Origin of the sequence: Brucella cytisi, from assembly GCF_038433355.1 — a bacterium.
Taxonomy (GTDB): Bacteria; Pseudomonadota; Alphaproteobacteria; order Rhizobiales; family Rhizobiaceae; genus Brucella; species Brucella cytisi.
Map to the genome: position 1 here is coordinate 85,230 of NZ_JBCAUP010000021.1, position 13,972 is coordinate 99,201.

The window sequence follows — 13,972 nt, forward strand, 5'->3', positions numbered from 1 at the left end:
GCGGCAACGCGATACTTCGACTTAAGGTTAAGACGCAGTTGCGAGGCCCCTAGATTTGGTTTACCCACGCCTTGGCTAATGCAGCACCTGCGGCATCCGCTTGTGCTCCGAACTTCTTTGCAAGCTCTGGATATTGTAACGCCCAATCCGGCGCGAAACCCGCGATCAGTTCGCTTAGCTGGCCATTCCACTCGTCCACAAGCTGCGTGTTCGCCTCGAAATGGAATTGCGTGCCATAGACTGCACGTCCAATGCGATAAGCCTGATGAGGTGTCATATCACTTATCGCCATATGCAAAGCTTGCTTCGGAAGCGAAAACGTATCGCGATGCCAATGAAAGATTGGAAAGATGTCACCTGCGGCAGACAAGACCGGATCGCTTTTACCCTCCTCAGTAAGCCGAATTTCTTGCCAGCCGAACTCCATCGGGCGATCCAGAATATTCTCCCCACCATAAGCACGAGCCACGAGCTGGCTGCCCAGACAAATGCCGAGAACGGCCTTATCATGATCGCCAAACCGGCGTATAAGCTCGAGTAAATGGGGAAAATAACGACATTCGGCGTCGGCAAGCGCATTCTGCTCGCCGCCGAGAATGATCAAGGCTTGATAGCCATTGTCATCAGAGGGTAGTGAATCGCCGTTGTAGGGATGACGCAGATCAATCGAATGCCCAGCATTCACCAGTATTGGCTCGATCTGTCCCAATCCGGACCCATCGTAGTTCTGGACAACCAGCACACCCATGAGAAATCCCCAACCGCTTTTGTCTTTGCTAACATGGAAAAAGCCCGGACGACAGCCGGGCCTTTAAATCAGTTCACCACCGAAACGCTGACCGTTCGGCCAGCAACGAGATGGACACTGTCCGGCACCTCTTCAAGTTTCACACGCACTGGCACACGTTGTGCTAGACGCACCCAGTTGAAGGTCGGCGAAACATTCGCAAGCAAGCTGGAAGAATCGCTACGCTCACGATCTTCAATACCTCCAGCGATGCCTTCAACCTTTCCTTTGAGTTGCACTTTGCTGCCCATGATATCGACCACTACCGGGTCACCAATCTGGATACGCTCGAGTTTGTTCTCTTCAAAATAGCCAGAAACGTAGAACGAGTCCGTATCCACCAAGGCAGTCACCGCTGAGCCTGCAGAGACGTAATCACCCGGCTGAAGCGAGAAGTTGGTAATCACACCGTTGACGGGCGCTTTTACCGACGATCTATCGAGATTGAGTGCTGCAAGATCGCGATCCAGTTGCGCCTGCCGATAGGAAGCTTCCGCTTGCTGGGCCGTCGTTTCAATCTGCTCCAGTTTCTGGCGCGTCACGGTCGTGTCGTTAAGCTGGCGATAGCGGACCAGATCGCGGTTTGCCATATCAAGTGCCGCCTTGCTGCTATCAACCTTTGCTTCCGTTGTTTGCAGGGCGAGCTTGTAACGGGCCTGATCTATGCGAAAGATAACGTCGCCCTGATGAACAGTCGCATTGTCGTGGACGAGCACTTCGCCGACAAGGCCCGAGACATCCGGCGCAACGCGCACGACATCGGCACGAATTTTGCCATCGCGTGTCCATGGCGCGTTCATGTAGTAATCCCACAAATGCCAACCGAGGAGCCCTGCCATCGTGACCATGACGACGGTTACAAAGACACGGCCTGAATGTGCAAAGAGCTTTTTCATAGCGGTATTCCATTGAGAATGACGGCGGCAACACCGAGAATACAAAAATACATCGCAGCATCGAACAAAGGCCGATGCCAGACGAAACGATAAAGGCGTGCCCGCGCCAATAGGCGTTGCATGACCGTATTTGCAAAATAAGCGCCAAGCGCCAGCACGCCGAGGGTCGGAATGTAAATTCCGTAGATATCGAGTTCAGGTTGCATCACAAATCACATCGTTGTCTTAGGCTGCTTGCGGGAGTTCCATGAGTGGACGCGGCGGCAAGGCAAAAGGTGGCTCTTTCGGAAACAGATTGAAGCGAAGGGCGACCAGCGCCATTCGCGTACGTTTGGCTATTGCTGGCGATCCGCTCTCGATAATGGTGGTGATTGCCGTATCGATGGAGGCAAGCAGGTTTCTGTCGATTTCACCTGCCTGCTGTGGCTTGTTGGTCAAGGCTCGGTAATACGCGCCAACACCATCTAGCACTTCATCGACCGCTGGCCGACAGTTTTCGGGCAGTTTGGAGCGGTATTGCTGGAGATCGATCGTGTTCATGCCGTTTCGCAGATCGCGCAACAGATCGACCTTCGCGACATCTGCCGCCGGGACTAGCGCGAGACGCGGGGTCATCATGCCGATACGGTCGATCATCCGGAGCAAAAGGCGATTCATGTGCTGGCGACGATGACGTCCGGGGCGCCGTTCAGCAGCAAGTGCAATATCGTTCCAACCCGCCTTGATCAGGCGGCGCACGCTCCATTCAGCACCGACAGACCGGACAATTGAAGTCACTACGGCAGCGATTACGATCCCCACTACGGTGGCGAGATTGGCATTGGCAAAACTGACAAAATCGTGGGTCAGATGGCCCTGCAGCATGAGCATGTTCGGCAAGTTCACGCAGAGCACCATGCCGAGCAAAAATTGCGAAGGAATGGCAAGCAGCAACCCTGCTGGAATGAGGAACAGTCCCAGCACCAGAACCAGCGGAAAGAACCCATCCACCAGCGGCAACAACGCAAACTCAAAAATGAAGGCGGCAACGATGACAATCAAAAGTAGCCAGTTGAACTTGCGCATGACCGGCACCGGATCATCCATGGTTGCGAAGATGCAGCAGAAAATACCGGCCATCATGGCTGCAGCACTGCCTTGAGACCAGCCGCTCGCAATCCAGAATGCAGTCGCTACACAAGTTGCCAGAAAGGCAGAAAAGCCAGACAGGAAGGCCATGCCGTAGTCCCGATGCATAGGGCGAGATTTCAAGTGCGCGTCGTAACGACGCCAGCGCAGCGAATGTCGGGAACCGGAAACAATGTCCTGACGCAATGTGATGCAATCGCTCCATATTTGAACCAGATCGCGAACGCGCGCAGCCACATTGAACGGCAGCAATTCACCCCAACTTGTCGCATCCTTCCCATGCCGGTCGATTTCGTCGATCAACTGCAAGAAAACAGCACGGCGTTCCTCTGTCAGGTTTTCGCCACTCTCGATCCAGTCACCGGCCTCGTCCAACAGTTTCTGCACCGCTGGATGCCAGGACTTTTCGTTTTCACCAGGCTTCATCGCCAGCACATCGTGCAAGCTTGATATGATCGGAAGAACAGCCACCATACGCTGCTGCAAAACGTGAAGCTGCGTTCCGACATTTCTGATTGATGAAGTGTCATAGGCAACATGCGTCGTCAGATTGCGCAGCTCGAGCGCGTCGGCTGCAAGACGCTGGCGATCCCGAAGAAATTCAGGTGTAGCACCTTCACCCCGCATGCTTGCCAGCGCCAGCTTTGAGCCGTCACGCAGCCAATTATCGATACGACTGACGAGCACCGGGCCGCTGTGACGTGGAAAAATAAGTCGATTGACGACAGCAGCGCAAATGATCCCGATTGCGATCTCTTCCACACGACCTACGGCATAGTCGAAAGTCGTTTCAGGCACGGAAACAACGGCAAAACTCGCGATAGCCACCGTATAGCCAGCCAGCATGAACAAATAACTGCGCGGCGTACCATCGAGCAGGCTGATCGCAAGGCAGAGGCCCATCCAAAGACCGATCGCCAGCGTCAGTATTTCAGGGGAATTGACCAGATGCGGCACGAACAGAATGGTCACTGCTCCGCCGATAATCGTACCGATCAGACGGTAAAAACCCTTTGATGTGGTCGCACCTGATAGCGGATGCGCAACAATATAGACAGCCGCAATGGACCAGTAAGGATTGGGCAAATTGGCCATCAGGCCGATCCACAGCGCAAGCATGGCTGCAGCGAAAGTCTTCAGTGAAAAGACTACGTCCCAGAACTTCGGAGTTGTTTCGACTGGCTTCGTCATGGCTGTGAGGGCACCGGTTGAATGCGTCGCATCTTTCCGGTCGCGCGACCGATCAGAAAGATTATGTTTGAAACTTCTCATTCAGCTTGCGCAGTACTTCCATGGCAATGTCGACCGCGTCGGAATCGAAATCACCGAGGAAAATGGCGCGAAGACGGGCAGCAGACTTTTCCACCTTGCCGGCAAGGACGCGACCGTCCTCTGTCAGTTGAATGAGCTTGACGCGACGATCAGCATCGTCGGCAACCCGCTGGATCAGGCCATCCTTCTCCAACTCGTCGACAACCCGGACAATCGTTGCTCCCTCGATACCGACCCGTTCGGCCAGCACTCCTTGGGGAACACGATCTCCGTGCCGCAACAGGATCATCAGCGGTATGGCTTTCGCGTCGGAAAGACCATGTTCCGCCATCGCTGCATCGAAAGCTTTCCGCCATCCTCTGGCGGTGCTTGCAAGAAGCGGTGCGAATTCGACCCACGTTTGTTTCATCACATCAATTCCATTCAAATAGATAGCTTCATACCTATATGGATACAATCTAATTAAATGCAACTGCCATGATATTTCCCATCAATTGTTTGTGTAGGAATGCTAATTAATTGTCTCTTGATGCATTACCAAAGCGCTTGACCGCCGCCCCTGCCCTCTGCCATCGATGCTGTCATGCGCGCAAACTACAAAATGCAGAGACTATACGTTGAAAACGACCTCGACGACGGCGACCAGATTGAGGTCGCCCCGCAGGCCGCACATTATCTCACCCACGTCCTGCGCTTGAAGGATGGCGATGAAATTCTTGCTTTCAATGGACGCCACGGCGAATGGAAATCACGGCTGAAGCCGGAGGGTAAAAAGCGTCTGTTTCTCATGCCCTTCGAACAGACGCGCCCGCAGCCTTTAGCGAGTGATCTTGTTTATTGCTTCGCCCCTCTAAAACAGGGGCGGCTGGACTATATGGTCCAGAAAGCTGTCGAGATGGGCGCAGGTATACTGCAACCTGTCATCACACAGCACACTCAGGTATCAAAGCTGGGGGGCGACCGCATCAAGGCCAATGCGATAGAAGCTGCGGAACAGTGCGGCGTACTTTCCATACCTGAATGTTGTGAGGCCATTCGCTTTGACCGCTTCATTGAGCAGTGGGACAAATCCCGACATTTGATCTTCTGCGATGAAGGTTACGAATCGGACGATCCGTTGACCATCTTGCAGAAAATGGCGCCCGGCCCTGTTGCGTTGTTGATTGGTCCGGAAGGTGGCTTCTCGGAAGACGAACGTCAAACGCTCCGAAATCTCCCCTTTGTGACAGCTATTCCGCTCGGCCCTCGAATCCTGCGCGCCGACACGGCTGCTGTCGCTGCGATGGCTCTGGTACAATCTGTGCTCGGAGACTGGCGGAAAGCAGGATGATGTTCTCGAAATCTGACGTTCAATGGAATTGACTTGCGTGATTTGACAAATTTGTCCAATCACGCTGAAAAGCGAAAAATAGGCTAGGGATAGACTGCATGGCGCGCGATACAACTGACGAAACGGCACTGACGGGCGTTGAACAACTGGCGAACTATCTGGCTGGCGGATGCAAGCCCAAGGATGCCTGGCGTATCGGCACCGAGCATGAGAAATTTCCATTCTACACAGCCGATAACAGTCCCGTTCCCTATGAGGGGCCGCGCGGTATCAAAGCCATACTCGAAGGCATGCAGGCCACGCTTGGTTGGGAGCCTATTATCGATGAAGGCAATATCATCGGCTTGGTCGAGCCAACCGGACAGGGTGCCATTTCGCTAGAACCCGGAGGCCAGTTTGAGCTTTCCGGAGCACCGCTTTCCACCATTCACCAAACATGTCGTGAAGTGAATGCGCACCTGTCCCAGGTCCGCGAAATTGCTGAGCCTCTGGGCATCCGATTTTTAGGTGTTGGTGGCAGTCCAAAATGGACCTTGGCTGAAACACCTGTCATGCCGAAATCGCGTTACAAGATCATGACCAACTATATGCCAAAAGTCGGGCATGAAGGCCTGGACATGATGTACCGCACGTCGACCATTCAGGTTAATCTCGACTTCAGCTCGGAACGAGATATGCGCCGCAAGATGCAGGTTTCGATGAAGCTGCAATCTGTGGCCACCGCACTTTTCGCCAGCTCCCCATTCACCGAAGGCAAGCCAAACCACCTTTTGTCGTGGCGCTCGAATATCTGGCGCGATACCGATAACCAGCGTTCGGGCGTCCTGCCGTTCGTCTTCTCGGAGAACTTCGGTTTTACCGATTATGTCGAATGGGCGCTTGATATACCGATGTACTTCATCCTGCGCGACGGCCATTATCACGACTGTACGCATGTCACGTTCCGTCAGTTCATGAATGGTGCGCTGAAAGGTGAAGTGAGCGACCCGGTTCCCAATATGGGCGACTGGACCAATCATCTTTCCACGCTTTTCCCCGAAGTCCGTCTGAAACGCTTCCTTGAGATGCGGGGGGCCGATGGAGGTCCGTGGCGCCGCATCTGTGCGCTTCCAGCCTACTGGGTCGGCCTGCTTTATGATGACGAGGCTCTGACTGCTGCCGAGCTACTCACCAAGGATTGGACCTACGAAGAGGTCCTTGCCCTTCGTAACGAGGTTCCCGCTAAAGCTTTGAACACGACATTCCGGGGCAAGCCGCTGGAACAGGTCGCACGTGAGACTTTGAAAATCTCCCGGCTCGGTCTTTTGAACCGTAACAAGCTCAACAGCGAAGGCCATGACGAAACGCATTTCCTTGCGCCGCTTGAAGAAATCGTAGCAGCAGGCGTCACGGATGCCGAGCGCATGCTGAAGGCATATAACAGCGTATGGGCAGGATCGGTCGATCCAATCTTTCTCGAATATGCCTATTGAGCATTGAGCCGCAAAACACATCCAACAAAAAGGGCGCGGTATCCGCGCCCTTTTTGTTTTAGTCAGCTTGTGACCTGCTGGCCTTTGCTCGGATCGGGTATCACGACAATCGTGCTGCCATCGCGTACATTATTGTAAAGATCAATCACATCTTGATTGAGCATGCGAATGCACCCCGACGACACGGCTTTACCGATGCTCCATGCTTCCGGCGATCCGTGAATGCGATAGAGCGTATCGCGCCCATCCTTGTGAATGTACATCGCTCGCGCACCCAGCGGATTCTTGATACCAGGAGGCATCCCGCCATTGGCGATGCTGTAAGGCTCCAGCGCAGGTTGACGTGCAACCATCTCATCCGGCGGCGTCCAGCGCGGCCATTGACGCTTATAAGCGATCTTAGCGCGTCCGGCCCATGCAAAACCATCGCGTCCGACACCGATACCGTAGCGCATGGCCCGCCCATTGCCGAGTACATGGTAGAGATACTTGTTTGGCGTATCGACGATAACAGTGCCTCTCACTTCGTCCGTTGGATAATCGACTTCTTGCCGCCAGAACTTTGGATCAACCTTGCTCGTATCGACAGCCGGGATCGGGAACTGTTCTTCCGGCAGGGCCTGGTACATCAGCGGCACAGGCCGCGACGGTGCAGCTTCAGGCAGTTTTTTCACCGGTTGAGGTGGCTGTTGCGTCGTGGAAACACAGCCCGACAACGCAACAGCGCTTATACCTATAAGAAAGCCGCGACGGCTGAAAGCAGCCTTCGCAAAGCCATTTGTGAGGTCGTCCTGGGATTTTTTACGCGACATCCTGAATCTCTAACAATGACAGATGCGCGAGAAAAAGACGTCCAAGCTTAAGCCAGCCTTAAGGCCAAACGATCTCAGCAGAAAACGGAAAACACAGCGACTGACTGTTGCTAAAATAACGATCCCTGATTGCCTGAGCCGGGAGACTGAACCTTTTTTGTTTGTACAAGCTTTGCGGGCTCGGTCCTGTCTTCATCACCCGCAACGACTGCAACGTCACCATCGCGAAACCGAATAGACAATGCATCGCCAGCCGATACGGATGCAGCCTGCTTCACCGGCTTCCCTTCTTCATCGAAGACAACTGCAAAACCGCGTTCCAGAACGCTTTCATAAGAAAGCGTGCGCATAAGACGCTCCAGTTCCTGCCCGCGCCGTTTAGCTCTTTCAATGAGAAGACGGACAGCTTGATCGCGACGACGATCCAGCTGTTCTATTGCTCCGGTCGTAAGTTTTGTTCGCCGCAGTATCGGCTCCGCCGAAAGACGATTTGCCCGATGAATGAAAGCCGTTCTTCGTTCGCGCAGGAATGCTTCGAGCGCACGAGGCAGTCTTTGTCCAAGAGCGGTAACATCGCGCTGCAGTTCCGCAAACCGGCGCTGCAGCAGGCGCGACGATAGCTGTCGCGCATGCCCCTCAAAGTGAACCCGCTTCTTTTGTGTGTTGACGAACAGAGCCCGCGTGAGGCGCGAGGCTGCTTCATCGAAACGGCGGCGTGGTAAAGCCAGCAACTGGTCAGCCGACGGAAGAGCACGCGCTGCCGAACGATGTGCTTGTCGTTTCAGATCGATAAAGCGTGACATGGCCGACGAAAGTCGCGCGGATTGTCCCACCAGCGCTGCCAGAAGATCTGCCTTTACGGGCACCGCCATTTCCGCCGCACCTGTTGGAGTGGGCGCGCGAATATCCGCCGCAAGGTCAATCAAGGTCCAGTCGGTTTCATGACCGACCGCAGAAATTACCGGTATATGCGATGTAGCAACGGCGCGAACGACGATTTCGTCATTGAAGCCCCAAAGGTCTTCCAGACTGCCGCCCCCGCGCGCCACGATCAGCACATCCGGCCTCGGAATATTCCCTTCGTCGGGCAAAGCGTTGAAACCGTGTACCGCAGCTGCCACCTCAGGTCCACTTGTCTCGCCCTGCACACGCACAGGCCAGACAATGACATGCAGCGGATAGCGATCTGCGATCCGGTGAATGATGTCCCGAATGACGGCACCGGTCGGAGAAGTCACCACTCCGATCACACGGGGCATAAAGGGTAAGAGTTGCTTTACGGCAGGATCGAACAGGCCTTCCGAAGCCAGCCGCTGCTTGCGCTCCTCCAGAAGTGCCATCAGCGCGCCCGCGCCGGCTGGCTCCATCTGTTCGATGACGATCTGATATTTCGATGAGCCGGGATAGGTCGTGAGTTTGCCTGTAGCAATGACTTCCATCCCCTCTTCGGGACGGAAGCGGAGACGACTCATCGAACCGCGCCAGATGACGGCCTCAAGACGCGCACGATCATCTTTCAATGCAAAATAGGCGTGCCCCGACGAATGCGGACCTCTATAGCCGGAAATTTCGCCGCGCACACGCACATGCCCGAACGTATCCTCGACCGTGCGCTTCAACGCGCCGGAAATCTCGGAAACGCTATACTCGGCAACATTGGACGATGCGCCGGTAAAACTCGAATCGGAACCCATGCTCATCCCATCATAGGCAACCACGTGGCATGGCTGGTCAAGAAGCCATGCGGCGATTTACGAAGTCGTCACCAGCCTGGCAGCAATTCGTTGGCTCGTACCCTCCTCGTACGGACCGCCGGAAACGGTGAAATTTCCGCCGAAGCCATCGCGCCGGGCTGCGGTGACGATATATTGTCTAGACTTTCAATAATATGCTGCGCAAGTGCGTCGACGACTGCATTCTGTTTTGTATGGCCGCGCATGATGCCAATGCCGAACTCCGGCAGCATTCCAAACCCGTCTGCTTCACCAAGGACCCGCATACCGGGACGCAGTGCACATTCCGGAAGAACTGAGACCGCAAGGCCGGAGAGAACTGCCGCCGCCAAAACAGTCGCTGACCAGCTGGTAATGATGATACGATAATCGCGTCTGGCCGCTTCCAGCACATCAATGGCTGCATGACGCCAGATACAGGTCGGGCGTCCGACAGCAAGCGGCAGGACAGCCTCTTCATGCACAGCATGATTGGCAGAAGTCACCCAAAGCAATGGCTCCGTTCGAACAACTTCCGAACGACGTTTGTCATCGCACTGGGTGACAAGAGCAATATCTAGTGTTCCGCGGCGGATCATCTCGTCCAGATTGACGGTCGGTTCGCACACAACCGACAATTCGACGCGCGGGTTTGATCGCGCAAAACGCGCCATTATTTCCGGCAAAAACCGATCGGCATAATCGTCCGGCGTACCGATACGCACGTGGCCTTCCAGTTGAGTGTCATCAAACGCAGCGATGGTTTCACCATTGAGCTGCATCATGCGGCGCGCATAAAGTAAAAGACGCTCGCCCTCTTCGGTAAGACGATTGGTCCGTCCATCACGTTCAAATAACGGCTTGCCAATACGCTCTTCCAGGCGGCGCATCTGCATGGAAACGGCGGATTGCGTCTTGAAAACGGCATCCGCCGCCCGCGTAAAACTGCCCGCATCAGCTATGGCTATGAAGGTCTGTAATTGATCGAGATCCAGAGGCGTGCTCATCGGCGTCATCCATCATTATTATTGAAGAATTACATTAAAAACATTCGTTGGAACAATCAATTTGATTGTTGGATAAAGCCGCCATCGTAAAGGAAAAGGAGCCGCGAAAGCGAATGACCCTGACGATAAGGATCACTTAGCCCCGCCAGATCAAAGGAGAGCGGACATGACAGCGACAAGCAAGATAACGACAACGCATTTACCTGCAATGAGCGGACAGACCGCCACGTTCGTGCAGATGGTAAAGGCCGTATTTACGTCGGTCATGCGTCGCTGGACGTTTTCCAATGGTCGACGGCAAGTGCTGAACCTGAGCAGCTTTGACGACCACATGCTGCGCGATATCGGACTTCGTCGTGAGGATATTTACACGGCAGCTCATTATCGCGGCACGGAAGACCCTACACGGGTTCTGAGTGAACTGGCAGACGCTCGGCTACGGATCAAGGCTACACGCCTGATCTGCTGAACCAACATCTCTTCGGATTCGGTAAGGCACGGCCCTATTTGAACCCGCAGACAAATCATCTGGCAGGCGCCACCTTCACATACCGGGTCCCCTCCCGGTCAGCCTGCCCCTTGCCCGGCCGCTCCTCCGCTGGCCGGGCTTTTTTTATGCGCCGACTTCACGAAAGCATCCCGCTGCGCATCAATTTGCAGCGGCCCCACCGTATGAAATCGGCAATTGCTGGATAACTTAAATCACTTTGATTTTTTTCGAAGAAAAGTGTTGCGTTCGGTGTTTGAGTTCGCTAGATGGAGGCCGGCGCGAATGAGCTTACGCTTTTATCGCGCTTGCAGGCCTCCAGACTGAAGGCATTTGCATATTCCTGCTGGGGAATAGTTTAAGGGTAGAACAGCGGACTCTGACTCCGCTAGTCTTGGTTCGAATCCAGGTTCCCCAGCCACTTTAAAATCAATGAATTAGTTGTCATTTTCCTTCATCTTCATATCGCATAACTCTGAAATTCAATGCAACATAACGCATTGAGTTGAATAGGTAGCGCTACGTTCAGGCGGCAGAACGCGACATCAGCGCGATATGAAATTTCGATTCTTGCCCCGCCCACCGACTTAGTATGTGCGGCGATTCACTTCCTCGCGCTTTGGTTGCAATTCGCAATAATTGCGACTTTCACAAATGGTAGACCAGATTGATGGCGATCTCGGCAGGATTCGAAGAACTTGCTGGCGCATGCGGAGTATCGCTGCCGTCGATCAAGCGTCTCGAAACGCAGCGTGGTGAACCTGCTGCCCAACCCCGCACCGTGGAGGCTATTCGCAATGCTCTTGAGGCCGCTGGTGTCATCTTCATTGACCAGAATGGCAACGGCCCCGGCGTTCGCCTGAAGGGCCCCAGCCATGAAGCGTACGGTGATTCATCAAGAACTAAGCCCAGATGGGCAAATCAGGTTAATGGTTATCCAGCGGTCAGATGGTTCCCTTATTTACACCGCGGAAAAATTCTGGATTGATGATGTACCTGAGTACAATTATCACGCTGAGTATTGGGCCGCCTTCACCGACAACAGCTCGATATTCGATAGCTTAGAAACAGCAATTCGTGAGCTTCGCGTGGAGTATCCATGGCTGGTGCCAGTGGAAGGCTAGCGGGCCATAGTGCGATGGACGATGCAGACATCGAATTTATAGGTACGTCAACTCCACTTGGAGAATATTCTGATGGCGGCATACACCTGCGTGGACACTGAGCGGTGGCTTGATGCCATTTCCGGAGTAATTGCTTACTTCCCTGAGACAGAACAGACTCTTCTGCCGCTTTTTGAGCGTGTAGAAGGGATACAACGCAATCTCGTTTCCAGACAGGCTACACGCGATCGCATCGCGGAGCGTAGAACAAGCGGTTCGCTATTTGCAGAACCGCAGGTGAAAGACTTCATCGTATAGCGCGACAATCAGGATGAGACGCCGCATTGCCTCACTAGAAATGTTCCCTGATTGTTGGCCGTTGCCTCATCTGATTTGCTCCCAGCATTTGTGGGTGCGGAGCAAATCAGATGAGGCTGATCAGCGTGACGACGAAGAAGGAATTGGTTGCTGCTCTGGCAAAGCGCTATGCGGCCGGAAAGCGGGAGGAAAAATCGCAGATCCTCGATCAGTTCGTATCGATCAGTGGGATGCATCGAAAACACGCGATGCGTTTATTGCGGGGGGCAGATAAGCAACCGCAATCGCGAACGCGGGCGCAGATTTATAACGAGGCGACCCGACAGTCTCTTATTGTTCTGTGGGAAGCCTCTGACCGCATCTGCGGCAAACGATTGAAGCCCTTGCTGCCAATTCTGATCTCGGCGATGGAACAACATGGCCATTTGAAGTTAGACGATCAGGTCCGCACACTTCTGCTACAGATGAGTGCGGCTACCATCGACCGTGCATTGAAAAGCGTGCGAGAAACAGCAGGCGGCCGTCGACGCCGACGTTCCGTTGCTTCATCGGCATTGAAGCGGAGTATCCCAATTCGAAAATTCTCCGACTGGGGTGATCCCGCACCTGGCTTCATCGAGGCCGATCTTGTGTCGCACTCCGGTCCCAACGCACGCGGCAGCTTTATTCATACTCTTGTCCTTACGGATATTGCGACCGGTTGGACCGAGTGCGCGCCTCTGATTGTTCGCGAACAGAAGCTCTTGACGGAAGTTTTGACCGAGCTTCGCCGCATGATGCCGTTCCCGCTGCTTGGCTTTGATACGGATAACGATAGCGTATTCATCAACGAGACCCTCAGGGACTATTGCGTTCATTCAGATATCGAATTCACTCGCTGTCGGCCATATCGCAAAAATGATCAGGCTTATGTGGAGCAGAAAAACGGATCGGTCGTCCGCCGAATTGTTGGCTATCATCGGTATGAGGGTGTTGAAGCTGCAGCAACACTTGCGGAGCTTTATCGTTCGGTACGCTTGTTCGTGAACTTCTTTCAACCGTCGTTTAAATTGCTCGAGAAGCAGCGAAATGGAGCGATGGTCAAGAAGCTCTACTCTTCTCCCGCGACGCCACATCAACGGCTATTGTCGGATGCAAGGACGGCGGTCGAGGTACGCGACCCCTTGGTGCGCATGAGTGAGCAACTCGACCCTGTGATGCTCCTCCGAAACATTCGTGCAGGACAACAGCGGCTTGCCGACATTGCGCATCAGGGAGCACCCTCAAGCGAGGCTCCCGATATCGAGAGCTTTTTGCGAAGCCTGCGTATCGCGTGGACGGAGGGCGAAGTTCGTCCGACCGCGAAAGCAAAGCCAAAACTGAAACGCGAGCGACGGCGGCCTGACCCGCTGGTTAACGTCACGAATGATCTTTACAGTTGGTTTGAAGCTGAGCCATGGAGAACCGGCCGGGAGCTACTGGAGCGACTTCAAAGCATTTATCCCGGCGAGTATCCTGATGCACTAATCCGTACGGTGCAACGACGGGTGAAAGCCTGGCGTCGCGATCGCGCGCATAGAATGATATTCGGAAACGAGTCTGGCGAAGATGAACAACTACCAGCGCTCAGCAGGGCTTAGGGAGCATTCTGGTGAGGCAATATGCTATC

The 13,972-nt window shown here is 54.1% G+C and carries 14 protein-coding genes and 1 tRNA gene; 7 read left to right on the plus strand and 8 right to left on the minus strand.

Features of this window, described 5'->3' with window-relative positions:
* Nucleotides 1-49: 49 nt before the first annotated feature.
* The 5 genes from AAE521_RS19075 to AAE521_RS19095 form a co-directional block, all read right to left on the minus strand.
* Nucleotides 50-748: a type 1 glutamine amidotransferase gene (locus tag AAE521_RS19075; RefSeq protein ID WP_342062159.1), complete on the minus strand. Its 699-nt coding sequence runs from the start codon at nt 746-748 to the stop codon at nt 50-52.
* A gap of 68 nt (nt 749-816) precedes the next feature.
* Nucleotides 817-1,683 carry an efflux RND transporter periplasmic adaptor subunit gene (locus tag AAE521_RS19080; RefSeq protein WP_011982727.1) on the minus strand — a complete coding sequence of 289 codons (867 nt, stop codon included), beginning with the start codon at nt 1,681-1,683 and terminating at the stop codon, nt 817-819.
* Nucleotides 1,680-1,889, minus strand: coding sequence for a DUF1656 domain-containing protein (locus AAE521_RS19085; protein ID WP_010660967.1), 210 nt, complete (start codon nt 1,887-1,889; stop codon nt 1,680-1,682). Before AAE521_RS19085 ends, AAE521_RS19080 begins: the two co-directional genes overlap by 4 nt.
* Nucleotides 1,890-1,908: 19 nt before the next feature.
* The gene (locus tag AAE521_RS19090; RefSeq protein ID WP_342062160.1) at nt 1,909-4,002 is read right to left on the minus strand and encodes an FUSC family protein; all 2,094 of its coding nucleotides are present in this window, start codon (nt 4,000-4,002) and stop codon (nt 1,909-1,911) included.
* A 61-nt stretch (nt 4,003-4,063) separates the two neighbouring features.
* Nucleotides 4,064-4,492, minus strand: coding sequence for a MarR family winged helix-turn-helix transcriptional regulator (locus AAE521_RS19095; protein ID WP_071630499.1), 429 nt, complete (start codon nt 4,490-4,492; stop codon nt 4,064-4,066).
* Between the two features lie 174 nt (nt 4,493-4,666).
* On the opposite strand from AAE521_RS19095, the gene AAE521_RS19100 reads away from it, so the two are divergent.
* Complete coding sequence (locus tag AAE521_RS19100; protein ID WP_071630498.1) at nt 4,667-5,413, plus strand: 16S rRNA (uracil(1498)-N(3))-methyltransferase; 747 nt, start codon at nt 4,667-4,669, stop codon at nt 5,411-5,413.
* A 98-nt stretch (nt 5,414-5,511) separates the two neighbouring features.
* Nucleotides 5,512-6,885, plus strand: a complete 1,374-nt coding sequence (locus tag AAE521_RS19105; protein ID WP_071630497.1) for a glutamate--cysteine ligase — start codon at nt 5,512-5,514, stop codon at nt 6,883-6,885.
* Between the two features lie 62 nt (nt 6,886-6,947).
* Here the strand turns inward: AAE521_RS19105 and AAE521_RS19110 are convergent, their stop codons facing one another.
* The 3 genes from AAE521_RS19110 to AAE521_RS19120 all read right to left on the minus strand — a co-directional run bounded on the left by AAE521_RS19110 (nt 6,948) and on the right by AAE521_RS19120 (nt 10,416).
* Nucleotides 6,948-7,697 (minus strand): L,D-transpeptidase, encoded by a 750-nt coding sequence (locus AAE521_RS19110; RefSeq protein WP_071630496.1) that lies wholly within the window; start codon nt 7,695-7,697, stop codon nt 6,948-6,950.
* Between the two features lie 110 nt (nt 7,698-7,807).
* Nucleotides 7,808-9,391: an exodeoxyribonuclease VII large subunit gene (gene xseA, locus AAE521_RS19115; RefSeq protein WP_071630495.1), complete on the minus strand. Its 1,584-nt coding sequence runs from the start codon at nt 9,389-9,391 to the stop codon at nt 7,808-7,810.
* Nucleotides 9,392-9,459: 68 nt separating this feature from the next.
* Nucleotides 9,460-10,416: a LysR substrate-binding domain-containing protein gene (locus tag AAE521_RS19120; protein WP_125334860.1), complete on the minus strand. Its 957-nt coding sequence runs from the start codon at nt 10,414-10,416 to the stop codon at nt 9,460-9,462.
* A 166-nt stretch (nt 10,417-10,582) separates the two neighbouring features.
* Here AAE521_RS19120 and AAE521_RS19125 point away from each other — a divergent pair, with 166 nt between their 5' ends.
* The 5 genes from AAE521_RS19125 (at nt 10,583) to AAE521_RS19145 (ending at nt 13,943) form a co-directional block, all read left to right on the plus strand.
* Entirely contained in the window at nt 10,583-10,885 is a 303-nt protein-coding gene (locus tag AAE521_RS19125; protein ID WP_342062161.1) for a DUF1127 domain-containing protein, read from the plus strand.
* A gap of 365 nt (nt 10,886-11,250) precedes the next feature.
* Nucleotides 11,251-11,324, plus strand: a tRNA-Gln gene (locus AAE521_RS19130).
* Nucleotides 11,325-11,778: 454 nt separating this feature from the next.
* Nucleotides 11,779-12,027, plus strand: coding sequence for a hypothetical protein (locus AAE521_RS19135; RefSeq protein ID WP_167375504.1), 249 nt, complete (start codon nt 11,779-11,781; stop codon nt 12,025-12,027).
* Between the two features lie 72 nt (nt 12,028-12,099).
* Nucleotides 12,100-12,324, plus strand: a complete 225-nt coding sequence (locus AAE521_RS19140) for a hypothetical protein (protein WP_342062162.1) — start codon at nt 12,100-12,102, stop codon at nt 12,322-12,324.
* Between the two features lie 110 nt (nt 12,325-12,434).
* The gene (locus tag AAE521_RS19145; protein ID WP_342062163.1) at nt 12,435-13,943 is read left to right on the plus strand and encodes an integrase catalytic domain-containing protein; all 1,509 of its coding nucleotides are present in this window, start codon (nt 12,435-12,437) and stop codon (nt 13,941-13,943) included.
* Nucleotides 13,944-13,972: the final 29 nt, after the last annotated feature.